Below are 14,303 nucleotides of genomic sequence, written 5' to 3'. Positions count from 1 at the left end.
GCCCCGTTAAAAAGGGACGCTGGAAGTTTGCCGCAATCGTGTGGACACGTCACCTGAGGGCAGGATCAGAATCAGCTCAGGCGGGCGGGGGAGAACATTTCGGCGTCCAGGCCGAAACGGGTGAGCTGCTCGGGCAAAGCTTCGCCGCGCACCAGTGCAGCACTGGCCTGGCCCATGGCCGGCGACGTCTGGATGCCATAACCGCCTTGCGCCGCGACCCAGAACAGCCCCGGCACCTGCCGATCGAAGCCAGAGAGCAAATCCCCGTCGCGCACGAAGCTGCGCAGGCCAGCCCAGGTGCGGGTCGGACGGCGGATGGTCAGGGTGGTGGCTTCTTCGATCTGGTAAATGCCCATGGCGATGTCCAGCTCTTCGGGCTGCACGTCGTGGGGTTCCACCGGGTCGGCATTGGCCGGGGAGCCGAGGAACATGCCGGCGTCGGGCTTCATATAGAAGGATTCATCGAGGCTGACCAGCATTGGCCAGTCATGGATATCCAGACCTTCGGGGCCGGCAAAGATAAAAGCTGCCCGGCGCTTGGGTTGCAAGCCTAGAGGTTGGGCACCGGCCAGCTCGCCAATCTTGTCGGCCCAGGCACCGGCGGCGTTGATGATGATCGGGGCGCTGAAAGTCTGAGTCGCGGTTTGAGCCTGCCACAGTCCTTCGGCATCCCGGGTCAGGCTGAGCACTTCGCTGTCGATATGAATTTCACTTTTATTGCGCCGGATACCGCGCAGATAGCCCTGATGCAGGGCATCGGTATCGATGTCGCTGGCGGTCGGGTCGTAGATCGCACCATGGACTTTTTCCCGACGCAGGATCGGCAGACGCGCACAGGCTTCGTCGGCGCTGAGCCATTGCATTTGCGGCACCGTGGCTTTGGCGCTCAGGTATTGATTGCTCAGCTCGGCCGGGTCGCCGGTGAAGTCGACGGTCATCTCGCCGCGCGGGGTCAGCAGCGGGTGTTCGCAGAAACCGGGCGGTGGCGCGTCGAAGAAGTCGCGGCTGGCCTGAGTCAATGCCCGAACCTGCGGTGTGCCATAGGCGGCGGTGAACAGCGCCGCCGAGCGTCCGGTGGAGTGATAAGCCGGATGGGATTCGCGTTCGAGCACAATCACCCGCCCGTGCTGCGACAGCCAGAAACCGGTGGAAGCGCCGGCAATCCCGCCGCCGATGATGATGAAATCTGCCTGGCTCATGAACGTCTCCTGATGGGGCGTAAATGCTGTAGGAGCGAGGCTTGCCCGCGAATGCATCGCCGCGGTTTACCTGAATGACCGCGGCGTCTGCATCGCGGGCAAGCCTTGCTCCTACAGGATCGGGGGGGTTAGTGCTGTAGTTGGTAGATGGCGTTGGCCAGCGCGATGTCTTCCAGACCCAGACCAATGGAGCGGAAGAACACATGACGGTCGTAGTCGGGGCGCTGGACTTTTTCGCTGAGCAGATCGGGCAGGTCGCCGACAATTGCGCCCTCGCCCCAGCCATGTTGTTCGCCGGCAATCAGCATCTCGCCGGCCGAGCCTGGGGTGGTCAGACGATAGTCGCAGAACACTTGCATGTCATTGAGGCTCTGCGGCGGTACTTCGTGGGCACGTGGTGCGTTGGTGCTGATGGAGGTGATCAGCGCCGGTTTGCTCAAGCTTGTCGGATCGATCACCGGGCCTGCGGAAGAGGTGCAGAGCATGATGACATCGGCGTCTTGCACGGCCGCTTCACGACTGTCGACGATGGTCAGCCGAGGATCGAGACTTTGGAGTTGCGCCAATACGTCGGGATTCTTGTCGCTCAGGCTCGGCGAGTAGAGGCTGATGCTCTGCCAGTCACGCAGACCTTTGACGTAATGCAGGTGCGCCTGGGCGACCTTGCCGCTGCCGATGATCGCCAGACGTTGGGCCTTCAGCGGGGCGAGGGCGTCGACCGCCACTGCTGTGGTTGCAGCGGTGCGCGCCGTGGTCAGTTCGCCGGCATCGCAGAGCAACAGCGGCTGGCCGGTTTGCATCGACATCAACAGCGTCCAGGCGGTCACCAGCGGACCTTGTTCACGCACGATGTATGGCGAAGTCTTGACCCCGTAAACGCCGTCTTCGGCCAGCACGCCCAAGTAGTTGATGAAGTCTCCAGCGCCCTGCGGGAATTCCACCAGTTGTTGCGCCGGCTGCACGGCTTGCCCGGCGGCCAGATCGCGGAACAGTTTGCGCAGGATCTGCGGCACGTCGACCTGCGCCAGCAACTCGCTGGCCTGAGGTTGGGTGATGACGTAAGGCGTGCTGGGCATGGTCGGCTCCGGGCGCTGAAAGTAAACTAATTTGTCTATTATGGACTTTTAGTTGCTTCGAGCAAGCTCCTGTTGAAAACCGGACAAAAAAAAAGCGCAGTCCGTTTCCGGCTGCGCTTCTTTCTGAAAGCCCCGAGTTACGGGCGCTTGCGCTCAACCGCCCGCAGCAGATGCGTCGGTGGCGTTTCACAACTGATCTTGCGACCCAGCAGCGCCTCGATGGACGGTAGCTGGTAGGAGTCGTCTTCACCGGCAAAGCTGATGGACACGCCATCCGCGCCGGCACGGCCAGTACGACCGATGCGGTGCACGTAGTCGTCCGGGACTTCCGGCAGGGTGAAGTTGATCACATGGCTAATGCCATCGATGTGAATGCCGCGACCGGCAACATCGGTGGCCACCAGCACGCGGATCTTGCCTTCGCGGAAACCTTCCAGGGTCTTGATGCGCTTGTGCTGCGGCACATCGCCAGACAGTTGCGCCGCGTTGACGCCATCGCGTACCAGGCGTTCTTCGATGCGCCGCACTTCGTCCTTGCGGTTGGCGAAGACCATTACCCGTTCCCAGCCGTTATCGTTGACCAGGTTGTAGAGCAGTTTGTATTTGTCGGCACCGGCCACCGCGTAGATGTGTTGCTCGACGTTTTCGCTGGCCACGTTCTGCGCTTCGATCTCGACGATCGACGGGTCGGTGGTCCATTGCTTGGCGAGGTTCATCACGTCTTCGGTGAAGGTCGCGGAGAACAACAGCGTCTGACGCTCGTTCTTCGGCGGGGTCTGGCGAATGATCTGACGCACTTGTGGGATGAAACCCATGTCGAGCATCCGGTCGGCTTCGTCCAGCACCATCACTTCGACCATGTCCAAGTGCACGTCGCCGCGCTGGTTGAAGTCGAGCAAGCGGCCCGGAGTGGCCACGAGGATGTCGCAGTGACGGGCTTCGAGGTGCTTGAGCTGCTTGTCGAAGTCCATTCCGCCGACAAATGTCATGACGTTGAGGCCGGTGTACTTGGTCAGGTCGGCTGCGTCCTTGGCGATTTGCACCACCAGTTCCCGCGTCGGGGCGATGATCAGTGCCCGCGGCTCACCCATGTAGCGCTCTTTGGGCGGCGGGGTTTGCAGCAGCTGAGTGATGATCGAAATCAGGAACGCGGCGGTTTTGCCGGTGCCGGTCTGGGCACGACCGATGGCGTCTTTGCCCGCGAGGGTGAAGCCAAGCACCTGCGCCTGGATCGGCGTGCAATACGGAAAGCCCAGGTCCTGAATGGCGTGCATCAGTTCGGGGGCGAGTTTGAAATCGTGGAAGCGGGTTTTGCCTTCCTGGGGTTCGACGGCGAAGTCTTCGAGTTTCCAGGGAATAACCGGCGCTTTTGGCTTTGGTTCGCGACGCGGTTTTGCCGGTTTCGGGGCTTCGCTGCGCGGCTGCTCAGAGGCGATGGCCTCTACAGGGGGGACGGTCGGTGTGGTCACCGGCTCGTGTTTCGGTGCCGCTACGGTTGCGGTCCGGCCAGGCTGATTACCGTCGGTGCGGTGGCTGGGAGTATGAGAAGGAGCGCTGGAGACTGGCGCGAGCTGCTCAGTCTCGCTTTTACCGAACATTTTCTTGAGTGCTTTGAGCACGGTCATCTCATCAATTGGTTAAGGAATATACGCCGGCCAGTGTAATGCAAGAATCGGGCGCGGCGTAGTGGGATGGATCAATGGGTAGCTTTTAGCGCAAACGCTCGGCGAGCCAGACGCCGATGTCACGAATTTCTTCGGGTAACACTTCGTGGCCCATTGGGTATTCCTGCCATGTCACGGTGACACCACGTTGCTTCAAATACTCATAGGCGGTCCGGCCCATGGAGTTTTGAACCACGTCATCGTACTGGCCGTGCAATGACAGCACCGGAATGCGCTGCTGGCTGGCGGAAAGCTCCCGTTCATCGCTGAAGGTCGGCGCATAAGTCGAGAGGGCAAGTACGCCACCCAGCGGTCCCTGCCATTTCACAAAGGCCGTGTGCAACACCACCGCGCCGCCTTGGGAAAACCCGGCGAGAAAGATGCGCGAGGCGTCTATTCCGCTGGCCTTCTGCTCTTTGATCAAATCAAAGACCCGTTGCGCGGACGCTTCCAGCTGCTCGCGGTTGATCGCGCGCGCCGGGCTCATAGCCAATATGTCGTACCAACTCGGCATTTCGTAGCCACCGTTAATGGTGACGGCGCGAGTCGGTGCCTGGGGCAGGACGAAGCGTGTGGTCAGCAAGCTTTCCTGCAGCGCTTCAGCCACCGGCAGGAAATCGTAGCGGTCGGCGCCCAGCCCGTGCAGCCAAATTACGCAGGCGTCTGCGGGCTTGACGGGTTGCAGAATCAAGGGCTCGGTCATGGGTGCTCCATATGTGTGCGTGCGTTCTCATTGAAGTGCGAGCTCTGAGTGCGCGTCTGGTTGATCAGTTAAGAAGATGTCGCAAGGCTGAAAGTTTTGCTATTGACCTGTCGCTTAATCGCTTTAGCGAGCGGTCTGGTACGGGCTTTGCTATGGGAGAACCTGTGCAACCAATCTCATGCCTGGCGGTAACACTATCAGTGTACGGCTGGTCGTGGGATAGCAAAGAATCCGGTGATGGATGTTCGCCAATGGCCGCTACGGGCTTCGCGAACGTGAAAGGGCTACCGCCCGTTCGGCCGATTGGTGAGAAGGGAGTTATCCAGAACGTGGATTTTCTCCTACTAGACTCATAGCGACGGTCCTGCGTCGGTTGACCCTAAAAAAAGCCAACACGGGTCAACAACGCCTCATAAGGGTGCGACAGGGCTCAAGCTCCGACACAACAAGAGCAAAACTGGAGGTTTGAATGAAGATATTGAAATCCACCCTGGCCATCGTGACTGCAGCCGCAGTGCTCGGTGTCAGTGGGTTCGCTCAGGCGGGTGCAACCCTGGATGCAGTGCAGAAGAAAGGTTTCGTACAGTGTGGTGTGAGTGACGGTCTGCCGGGCTTCTCGGTTCCGGACTCCACTGGCAAGATCATCGGCATCGACGCCGACGTCTGCCGCGCTGTGGCCGCTGCCGTATTCGGCGACGCGACCAAGGTCAAATTCAGCCAGTTGAACGCCAAAGAGCGCTTCACTGCGCTGCAGTCCGGCGAAATCGACGTGCTGTCGCGTAACACCACCTGGACCAGCTCCCGCGATTCGGGCATGGGCCTGGTGTTTGCCGGCGTGACTTATTACGACGGCATCGGCTTCCTGGTGAACAACAAGCTGGGCGTGAAAAGCGCTAAAGAGCTCGACGGCGCCACTATCTGCATTCAAGCCGGTACCACGACCGAGCTGAACGTTTCCGACTACTTCCGCGGTAACGGTCTGAAATACACCCCGATCACCTTCGACACCTCCGATGAAAGCGCCAAGTCGCTGGAATCCGGTCGTTGCGACGTGTTGACCTCCGACAAATCCCAGCTCTACGCACAACGCAGCAAGCTGGCGACCCCGACCGACTACGTCGTTCTGCCGGAAACCATCTCCAAGGAGCCTTTGGGCCCGGTCGTGCGTAAAGGCGACGAAGAGTGGTTCAGCATCGTCAAGTGGACCCTGTTCGCGATGCTCAACGCTGAAGAAATGGGTATCACCCAGAAAAACGTTGAAGCTGAAGCCAACGCCACCAAGAACCCGGACGTTGCTCGTCTGCTGGGCGCTGACGGTGAATACGGCAAAGACTTGAAAGTGAAGAAAGACTGGGTCGTGCAGATCGTCAAGCAAGTGGGTAACTACGGTGAAGTGTTCGAGAGAAACCTCGGCAAAGGCACTCCACTGGCCATCGACCGCGGGCTGAACGGCCTGTGGAACAACGGCGGCATTCAATACGCACCACCAGTGCGCTGATGGTTCTATCACCCGGTGGGCCAACCACCGGGTGATGTTCTGTTCCATTATTTGCGGGGCACTTCATGCAAAATTCAATCGGCGCACCAAAGCAGAGGCTCAGCCTCAGCGATCCAAAAGTGCGTGCGTGGCTATTTCAGATCATCACCATTGTGGCGGTGGTCTCGATGGGCTGGTATCTGTTCGACAACACGCAGACCAACCTTCAACACCGGGGCATTACCTCCGGCTTCAGCTTTCTGGAGCGCAGTGCCGGTTTCGGCATCGCTCAACACCTGATCGACTACACCGAATCGGACAGCTACGCCCGGGTGTTTGTCATCGGCTTGCTCAACACGCTGCTGGTGACCTTCATCGGCGTGATCCTGGCGACGATCCTCGGGTTCATCGTTGGTGTGTCACGGCTGTCGAAGAACTGGATCATTGCCAAGCTGGCGACTGTTTATGTGGAAGTCTTCCGCAACATTCCGCCGCTGCTGCAAATCCTGTTCTGGTACTTCGCGGTGTTCCTGACCATGCCGGGGCCACGCAATAGCCACAACTTCGGCGACACCTTCTTCGTCAGCAGCCGCGGCCTGAATATGCCCGCAGCGTTGGCGGCGGACGGTTTCTGGCCGTTTGTGGTCAGCGTCGTCGTAGCCATTGTCGCCATCGTGCTGATGAACCGCTGGGCGACCAAACGCTTCGAAGCGACCGGCGTACCGTTCCACAAATTCTGGGTAGGTCTGGCGCTGTTTCTGGTGATCCCGGCGTTGTGCGCGCTGGTCTTCGGTACGCCCGTGCACTGGGAAATGCCCAAGCTGCAAGGCTTCAACTTCGTCGGTGGCTGGGTGCTGATCCCGGAACTGCTGGCGCTGACCCTGGCCCTGACGGTGTACACCGCGGCGTTCATCGCCGAGATCGTGCGTTCAGGCATCAAGTCGGTCAGCCACGGCCAGACCGAAGCGGCGCACTCGTTGGGTTTGCGCAACGGTCCGACGCTGCGCAAGGTGATCATCCCGCAAGCTCTGCGCGTGATCATTCCACCGCTGACCAGCCAATACCTGAACCTGGCGAAAAACTCCTCGCTGGCGGCCGGTATTGGTTATCCGGAGATGGTGTCGTTGTTTGCCGGCACGGTGCTGAACCAGACCGGGCAGGCTATCGAAGTCATTGCCATCACCATGAGCGTGTACCTGGCGATCAGTATCAGCATTTCCCTGCTGATGAACTGGTACAACAAGCGCATTGCGCTGATCGAGCGGTAAGGAAAAGCGCATGAGTACTCATACTTTCAAACCTGACATGCCACCCCCGAGCCGCAGCATCGGTGTCGTGGCGTGGATGCGCGCCAACATGTTCTCCAGCTGGCTCAACACTCTGCTGACCCTGTTTGCGTTCTACCTGATCTACCTGGTGGTGCCGCCGATCCTGAACTGGGCGATCCTCGATGCCAACTGGGTCGGCACCACCCAGGCTGACTGCACCAAGGAGGGCGCCTGCTGGGTGTTCATCCAGCAGCGCTTCGGCCAGTTCATGTACGGCTACTACCCGGTGGATCTGCGCTGGCGCGTGGACCTGACCGTGTGGCTGGCGGTCATCGGCGTGGCACCGCTGTTCATCTCGCGCTTCCCGCGTAAAGCGGTGTACGGGCTGAGCTTCCTGGTGCTGTACCCGATCATTGCCTGGTGCCTGTTGCATGGCGGCGTTTTCGGCTTGACCCAGGTGGCGACCAGCCAATGGGGCGGCCTGATGCTGACCCTGGTGATCGCCACCGTCGGTATTGCCGGCGCGCTGCCGCTGGGTATTGTCCTGGCCTTGGGCCGTCGTTCGAACATGCCGGCGATTCGCGTGGTCTGCGTGACCTTCATCGAATTCTGGCGCGGCGTGCCGTTGATCACGGTGCTGTTCATGTCCTCGGTGATGCTGCCGTTGTTCCTGCCTGAAGGCATGAACTTCGACAAACTGCTGCGGGCGCTGATCGGCGTGATCCTGTTCCAGTCGGCTTACGTGGCCGAAGTGGTGCGCGGTGGTCTGCAAGCGATTCCCAAAGGTCAGTACGAAGCGGCTGCAGCGATGGGCCTCGGTTACTGGCGCAGCATGGGCCTGGTGATTCTGCCGCAAGCCCTGAAGATGGTGATCCCTGGCATCGTCAACACCTTCATTGCGCTGTTCAAGGACACGAGCCTGGTGATCATCATCGGCCTGTTCGACTTGCTCAACAGCGTCAAACAAGCCGCCGCCGACCCGAAATGGTTGGGCATGGCCACTGAAGGCTACGTGTTCGCGGCCCTGGTGTTCTGGATTTTCTGTTTTGGTATGTCCCGCTACTCCATGCATTTGGAACGTAAGCTGGACACTGGCCACAAGCGTTAGGAGCGTAGTTTATGAGTGAAGCGATCAAACAGCCTGTGAGCCCTGAAGGCATTATTCAGATGCAGGGCGTCAACAAGTGGTACGGCCAGTTCCACGTGTTGAAAGACATCAACCTGAACGTCAAGCAGGGCGAGCGAATCGTCCTGTGCGGCCCGTCGGGTTCCGGCAAATCCACCACGATCCGTTGCCTCAATCGCCTGGAAGAACACCAGCAGGGCCGGATCGTGGTCGATGGCGTGGAACTGACCAACGATCTCAAGCAGATCGAATCGGTCCGTCGCGAAGTCGGCATGGTGTTCCAGCACTTCAACCTGTTCCCGCACCTGACCATCCTGCAGAACTGCACCCTGGCGCCGATGTGGGTGCGCAAGATGCCGAAACGCAAGGCCGAAGAAATCGCCATGCATTACCTGGAACGCGTACGCATTCCAGAACAGGCGCATAAATTCCCGGGGCAACTCTCCGGCGGCCAGCAACAGCGTGTGGCGATTGCCCGTGCCCTGTGCATGAAACCGAAAATCATGCTGTTCGACGAACCGACCTCGGCGCTCGACCCGGAGATGGTGAAAGAGGTTCTCGACACCATGATTGGCCTCGCCGAAGACGGCATGACCATGCTCTGCGTGACCCACGAAATGGGCTTCGCCCGCACCGTGGCCAACCGCGTGATCTTCATGGACAAGGGCGAAATCGTCGAACAGGCCGCGCCGAACGACTTCTTCGACAACCCGCAGAACGAGCGCACCAAACTGTTCCTGAGCCAGATCCTGCATTGATCGACGCCAGGCAGTGAAATAAACCCGGACAGTGTTCCGGGTTTATTTTTGGCTGGGGTTATTGCGTCAGGACGGTTTCTTGTTCCGGATGACGTGTCGCCAACAGCTGTTTTAAATCGGCGCCCTCGCTGAGCGCGTGCACCTCGGCCATCAGATGCGGGTGACGGTCAAGCAAGCGCATCAGCGTAAACAGCGGCTGAGGCGGGGCGAGTTCACCGCGCTCATAGCGGGAAAAAGCATTGTGCCCACCGCCGGAAAGCAGCTTCACTGCCTCTTTCTGCGTGAGGTGTAATTTGCGACGGATACGTTTTATCTCGGACCCCATCATTTGAAAGCAGTCTTCCAGCAGTTTGTCGCCTGTATCGACATATCGCTGGGCGCTGTCTGTGGTGTCATCGAAGATGATTTCACCGCACACATTGCACTCCCAGCCAGCAAGATCAGGCACCAGTCGCGACATTTGCTTGTAATTGACGGTGAGACTGCGATCGACGAAGTGATGCATGCCGTCGTGGGCGCCACAGCTCATGCATTGCCGTATGTTCATTGGTTTTTCTCCTTAAAGGAGATCACTGGGGCGCCACCACCGGGGCAGTAGGTCACTTTGATGTAAATCTCCTGATCATTCAGTTTCGCGTGGTAGACGTCCTGCCAGATTCGGTGATCCAAATAAGTGGTCATGGATTTGTAGAGCATCCTTCTCTCCAATGCATAAATGACCTTTTGCATGTTCTGGTAATTGAGTCCCATGCTTCGGCCTGTCTCCAACGCTTGGTTAGTAAAAGCGTGGACCCCCATCCTGGCAACCTCCGCCTTGACCACCGCCAAGTCGTAATGAGGTGTGTTCTTTTCCATAAGACACTTCAACTCTGAGATGAAATTACCCTTAAAGGGTAATTTTAACAATCATAAATCCCGCTTTGTTTCCTGCCCTCTAACCCTAGGCGGTTGTTCTCTCGGACGAAGCTGACTAACATGTCAGAAAATTCATCCTATGATTGGATGAAAGGGCGAATTCCATGTCAGACATTTCTCCATTAATTAAACGATCCCTGGTCGATCAGGCCCTGGACCAGTTACGCCTGCGCATCAATCAAGGCGTCTGGACGGTCGGCCAGCGTTTGCCCACCGAGCCGGAACTGGCGACTGAACTGGGCATCAGCCGCAATACCGTGCGCGAAGCCATGCGCGTGTTGGCGTTTTCCGGGTTGATCGAGATTCGCCAGGGCGACGGCAGCTATCTGCGGGCGGTGATCGATCCACTGGAGACCATGAAGGCCCTGTCCCGTTGCACTCAGGAACAGGCTCGGGAAACCCGGCACATTCTGGAAGTCGAAGCCATTGGTCTGGCCGCGTTACGCCGCACCGATGAAGACCTGGTGGCATTGCGCGAAGCGCTAGGCGTCAGCGGCAGTCACTACCACGGCGATCTCGACACCTACATCGCCTGCGACTTGGTGTTTCACCGTCGACTGGTGGATGCGGCGCACAACCCGACACTCAGCGAGCTGTATCGCTACTTCTCCAGCATCGTCGGCGCGCACTTGCGCCAGACCCTGACCATCTCACCCCGACGCCAAGCGGTGTTCGACCTTCATGTCGAACTGCTCGATGCCGTCGAGCAACGCGACCCGGAACGGGCCAAAGCCCTGTCGAGGCAGTTGATCAATGAACCTTGAAACCGAGAATCCCATGTCCACCCAGCAGGCCAGCAACAGCAGCATCACTGAGCACAAGCGTAAGGCGGAGCTCGAAGAGCTGTTGATCGACGCCGAGGCCGACGACGAACAGGTTCAGCAAACTCACCCAGTCCTTCAGCGGCCATGGTTGCTGTTGCTCGGTCTGATTCTGGTGGCGCTGAACCTGCGTCCGGCATTGTCGAGCATGGCGCCGATGCTCAGCGAGATTTCGAAGACGCTGGGGTTATCGGCTGCCCAGGCCGGTTTGCTGACGACCTTGCCGGTACTTTGCCTCGGTCTGTTCGCACCGTTGGCGCCGGTACTGGCGCGACGTTTTGGTGCCGAGCGGGTGGTGTTGGGGATTCTTCTGATGCTGGCCGGCGGGATCATTTTGCGCAGTTCGTTCGGCGAAGTTGGCTTGTTCGCTGGCAGCGTGCTGGCCGGCGCCAGCATCGGGGTGATCGGCGTGCTGCTGCCCGGCATTGTCAAACGCGATTTCCCGAAACAGGCTGGTACCATGACCGGCGTCTACACCATGGCCCTGTGCCTTGGCGCGGCCATGGCGGCAGGGGCAACCGTGCCATTGAGCGAACATTTCGACAGAAGCTGGGCCTTGGGCCTCGGCTTCTGGGTGGTTCCAGCGTTGGTCGCGGCGATTTTCTGGTTGCCACAAGTCGGCCAGAAACACGGCGCGCACCATGTTGCCTATCGGGTTCGAGGGCTGCTGCGTGATCCGCTGGCCTGGCAAGTGACCTTGTACATGGGCCTGCAATCGTCTTTGGCTTACATCGTGTTTGGCTGGCTACCGTCGATTCTGATCGGCCGCGGTCTGACGCCGACGCAGGCTGGGTTAGTGTTGTCGGGTTCGGTGATTGTCCAGTTGATCAGTTCCCTGGCAGCGCCCTGGCTGGCGACGCGCGGTAAGGATCAGCGACTGGCGATCGTGATCGTCATGGCAATGACCCTTGGCGGTTTGTTCGGTTGCCTTTATGCACCAATCGATGGCCTGTGGGGCTGGGCGATCCTGCTGGGGCTGGGGCAGGGCGCCACGTTCAGCCTGGCGTTGACCCTGATTGTGCTGCGCTCGCGCGATGCCCATGTCGCGGCCAACCTGTCGAGCATGGCCCAGGGCTTCGGTTACACCCTGGCCTCCATGGGGCCGTTCGCGGTCGGCGTGGTGCATGACTGGACCGGCGGCTGGAGCGCCGTGGGCTGGATCTTCGGCGTTATCGGCCTCGGCGCAATCATCGCCGGCCTCGGTGCCGGACGTTCGTTGTACGTTCAGGTTCAAAGCGAGAGAGTCTGACGTTCTGCGCACTGTCGGTATTCGGGCCACGAATGCCGATAGTGTTCCGCGCGTTTGTTGACTATCGTGCAGACAATCTTTCGACGCCACTTTGCAACCCGGAGAGCCTGCCCATGAGTGATGCCCACAACGCCTTGATCACCCGGTTCTACCAAGCCTTCCAGCGGCTCGATGCCGAGGCCATGAGCGCCAGCTATACCGACGATGTGGTGTTCAGTGATCCGGCGTTCGGCGAACTGCGCGGGCGCGATGCCGGCGACATGTGGCGCATGCTCACCACCCGCGCCAAAGACTTCTCCCTGACCTTCGATAATGTGCGCAGCGATGAACGCACCGGCGGGGCCCATTGGGTGGCGACCTACCTGTTCAGCCAGACCGGCAATACCGTGGTCAACGACATCCAGGCGCGTTTCGTGTTTCGTGACGGCAAGATCTGCGAACATCACGACAGCTTTGATCTGTGGCGCTGGTCGCGTCAGGCGCTGGGTTTCAAAGGTCTGTTGTTGGGCTGGACACCAGTGGTGAGAAACGCCGTGCGCGCTCAGGCCTTGAAGGGGCTGAAGGCATTTCAGGCCAGTCGCTGATAAGATCGCGGCTTGTTTCCTACAAGCCTTGATCGTCACATGAACACCTCGAGCGAATCTTCCGTCATTGCCGCCAAACCGTCGCTGCCCGCCAGCAAACCCTGGTTCGTCTACCTCGTTCGCGCGGCCAATGGTTCGCTCTATTGCGGGATCAGCGACGATCCCGTCCGCCGCTTCGCTACTCACCAAAGTGGCAAAGGCGCGCGCTTCTTCCTGTCGAGCCCGGCCGTGGCATTGGTTTACACCGAAATCTGCCGCGACAAAAGCGAAGCATTGCGTCAGGAACGATTGATCAAAAAACTCAAAAAAAGCGCCAAGGAATGTCTGGTGGCGAGCGCGGCTGCGAGCTTATCAATCTGACTGATAAGCGCCCATCAGGCAGATGGGTAGGCTGCATGCGGATTGCGCGCTAAGCTGCGAGCTCCTTATCCGAGCGGCGGAGCCGAGCATGTCCGAGTTGATTCTGCATCATTACCCGACGTCCCCTTTCGCCGAAAAGGCCCGCTTGTTGTTTGGCTTCAAGGGGCTGTCCTGGCGTTCGGTGAACATCTCGCCGGTGATGCCAAAACCCGACCTGACGGCGCTGACCGGCGGCTACCGCAAGACGCCGGTATTGCAGATTGGCGCTGATGTCTATTGCGACACCGCGCTGATGGCTCGTCGTCTGGAGCAGGAAAAAGCCTTGCCGGCGTTCTTCCCGGAAGGCCAGGAAATGATCACCGCGACCTTCGCGGCGTGGGCTGATTCGGTGGTGTTCCAGCATGCGGTCAGCCTGGTGTTCCAGCCAGCGTCGGTGGCGGTGCGCTTCGGCAAGTTGTCGCCGGAAGCGATCAAGGCGTTCCTGGCCGATCGCGCCGGCTTGTTCAGTGGTGGCAGCGCCACACGGTTGTCCGCCGAGCAGGCTCGACACCAGTGGCCAACGATCATGGCGCGTCTGGAGCAGCAGCTTCAGCGTGAACAGGGTGACTTCCTGTTTGGCGAGCCGTCGATTGCCGACTTAGCCCTGGCCCATCCGATGTGGTTCCTTAAAGCGACGCACGTGACATCACCGTTGGTGGATGCTTATCCGGCCGTGTCGGCGTGGTTTGGCCGTGTGATGGGGTTTGGTCATGGCGCGTTCAGCGAGATGACTTCTGAGGAAGCGCTTGAGGTCGCGCGTAACGCCACACCGGCCGCGTTGCCGGATGAGCAGTTCGATGAGCCGAACGGGTTCGAGGTTGGTCAACAGGTGGTGATCGCCGCGACCGATTATGGGGTTGATCCGGTGGCGGGAGAGTTGTTGTTTGCGGGTAGCGAGGAATTGATTTTGCGTCGTGAAGACGAGCGAGCCGGCGTTGTGCATGTGCACTTTCCGCGGTTCGGGTTTCGCGTCGAGGCCCGTTGATCTTTTCGGAAACTCTTTGGCGATAGGGAAAACGCCAAGATCGCAGCCTTCGGCAGCTCCTACATGGGATCGTTGCGAA

At 59.5% G+C, this 14,303-nt stretch carries 15 protein-coding genes; 9 read left to right on the top strand and 6 right to left on the bottom strand.

Features of this window, described 5'->3' with window-relative positions; all coding sequences use genetic code 11:
* Positions 1 to 71: 71 nt before the first annotated feature.
* The 4 genes from ACYZT2_RS23665 to ACYZT2_RS23650 all read right to left on the bottom strand — a co-directional run bounded on the left by ACYZT2_RS23665 (position 72) and on the right by ACYZT2_RS23650 (position 4,642).
* On the bottom strand, positions 72 to 1,199 hold the full coding sequence (locus ACYZT2_RS23665; protein WP_461967821.1) for an NAD(P)/FAD-dependent oxidoreductase: 1,128 nt from the start codon (positions 1,197 to 1,199) through the stop codon (positions 72 to 74).
* 128 nt (positions 1,200 to 1,327) lie between these two features.
* On the bottom strand, positions 1,328 to 2,275 hold the full coding sequence (locus tag ACYZT2_RS23660) for an ornithine cyclodeaminase family protein (protein ID WP_461967819.1): 948 nt from the start codon (positions 2,273 to 2,275) through the stop codon (positions 1,328 to 1,330).
* 137 nt (positions 2,276 to 2,412) lie between these two features.
* Positions 2,413 to 3,900, bottom strand: a complete 1,488-nt coding sequence (rhlB, locus tag ACYZT2_RS23655; protein ID WP_461967817.1) for an ATP-dependent RNA helicase RhlB — start codon at positions 3,898 to 3,900, stop codon at positions 2,413 to 2,415.
* 85 nt (positions 3,901 to 3,985) lie between these two features.
* Positions 3,986 to 4,642, bottom strand: a complete 657-nt coding sequence (locus ACYZT2_RS23650; protein ID WP_461967815.1) for an alpha/beta hydrolase — start codon at positions 4,640 to 4,642, stop codon at positions 3,986 to 3,988.
* 469 nt (positions 4,643 to 5,111) lie between these two features.
* On the opposite strand from ACYZT2_RS23650, the gene ACYZT2_RS23645 reads away from it, so the two are divergent.
* The 4 genes from ACYZT2_RS23645 (at position 5,112) to ACYZT2_RS23630 (ending at position 9,271) form a co-directional block, all read left to right on the top strand.
* Positions 5,112 to 6,140 (top strand): amino acid ABC transporter substrate-binding protein, encoded by a 1,029-nt coding sequence (locus ACYZT2_RS23645; RefSeq protein ID WP_461967813.1) that lies wholly within the window; start codon positions 5,112 to 5,114, stop codon positions 6,138 to 6,140.
* 65 nt (positions 6,141 to 6,205) lie between these two features.
* Entirely contained in the window at positions 6,206 to 7,387 is a 1,182-nt protein-coding gene (locus ACYZT2_RS23640; protein WP_461967811.1) for an amino acid ABC transporter permease, read from the top strand.
* Between the two features lie 10 nt (positions 7,388 to 7,397).
* Positions 7,398 to 8,495 (top strand): amino acid ABC transporter permease, encoded by a 1,098-nt coding sequence (locus tag ACYZT2_RS23635; protein ID WP_461967809.1) that lies wholly within the window; start codon positions 7,398 to 7,400, stop codon positions 8,493 to 8,495.
* Between the two features lie 11 nt (positions 8,496 to 8,506).
* Positions 8,507 to 9,271 carry an amino acid ABC transporter ATP-binding protein gene (locus tag ACYZT2_RS23630; protein WP_045062117.1) on the top strand — a complete coding sequence of 255 codons (765 nt, stop codon included), beginning with the start codon at positions 8,507 to 8,509 and terminating at the stop codon, positions 9,269 to 9,271.
* A 58-nt stretch (positions 9,272 to 9,329) separates the two neighbouring features.
* Here the strand turns inward: ACYZT2_RS23630 and ACYZT2_RS23625 are convergent, their stop codons facing one another.
* Together ACYZT2_RS23625 and ACYZT2_RS23620 are read right to left on the bottom strand one after the other, a co-directional pair.
* Complete coding sequence (locus ACYZT2_RS23625) at positions 9,330 to 9,818, bottom strand: type II toxin-antitoxin system MqsA family antitoxin (RefSeq protein WP_461967806.1); 489 nt, start codon at positions 9,816 to 9,818, stop codon at positions 9,330 to 9,332.
* Positions 9,815 to 10,126: a type II toxin-antitoxin system MqsR family toxin gene (locus tag ACYZT2_RS23620; protein WP_461967804.1), complete on the bottom strand. Its 312-nt coding sequence runs from the start codon at positions 10,124 to 10,126 to the stop codon at positions 9,815 to 9,817. The genes ACYZT2_RS23625 and ACYZT2_RS23620 overlap by 4 nt, the downstream gene beginning before the upstream one ends.
* 164 nt (positions 10,127 to 10,290) lie before the next feature.
* On the opposite strand from ACYZT2_RS23620, the gene ACYZT2_RS23615 reads away from it, so the two are divergent.
* The 5 genes from ACYZT2_RS23615 (at position 10,291) to ACYZT2_RS23595 (ending at position 14,224) form a co-directional block, all read left to right on the top strand.
* Positions 10,291 to 10,950 carry a FadR/GntR family transcriptional regulator gene (locus ACYZT2_RS23615; RefSeq protein ID WP_461967802.1) on the top strand — a complete coding sequence of 220 codons (660 nt, stop codon included), beginning with the start codon at positions 10,291 to 10,293 and terminating at the stop codon, positions 10,948 to 10,950.
* Positions 10,940 to 12,256 carry a CynX/NimT family MFS transporter gene (locus ACYZT2_RS23610; protein WP_461967800.1) on the top strand — a complete coding sequence of 439 codons (1,317 nt, stop codon included), beginning with the start codon at positions 10,940 to 10,942 and terminating at the stop codon, positions 12,254 to 12,256. Before ACYZT2_RS23615 ends, ACYZT2_RS23610 begins: the two co-directional genes overlap by 11 nt.
* Before the next feature lie 113 nt (positions 12,257 to 12,369).
* Complete coding sequence (locus ACYZT2_RS23605; RefSeq protein WP_461967798.1) at positions 12,370 to 12,840, top strand: nuclear transport factor 2 family protein; 471 nt, start codon at positions 12,370 to 12,372, stop codon at positions 12,838 to 12,840.
* 39 nt (positions 12,841 to 12,879) lie between these two features.
* Positions 12,880 to 13,200 carry a GIY-YIG nuclease family protein gene (locus ACYZT2_RS23600; protein WP_461967796.1) on the top strand — a complete coding sequence of 107 codons (321 nt, stop codon included), beginning with the start codon at positions 12,880 to 12,882 and terminating at the stop codon, positions 13,198 to 13,200.
* An 88-nt stretch (positions 13,201 to 13,288) separates the two neighbouring features.
* Positions 13,289 to 14,224: a glutathione S-transferase family protein gene (locus tag ACYZT2_RS23595; protein ID WP_461967794.1), complete on the top strand. Its 936-nt coding sequence runs from the start codon at positions 13,289 to 13,291 to the stop codon at positions 14,222 to 14,224.
* The last annotated feature ends 79 nt before the right edge of the window (positions 14,225 to 14,303 follow it).

It is taken from the genome of Pseudomonas sp. MDT1-85 (assembly GCF_054898065.1).
The sequence above is the reverse complement of the archived record's forward strand: the minus strand, read 5'-3'. Positions and strand labels throughout refer to the sequence as shown.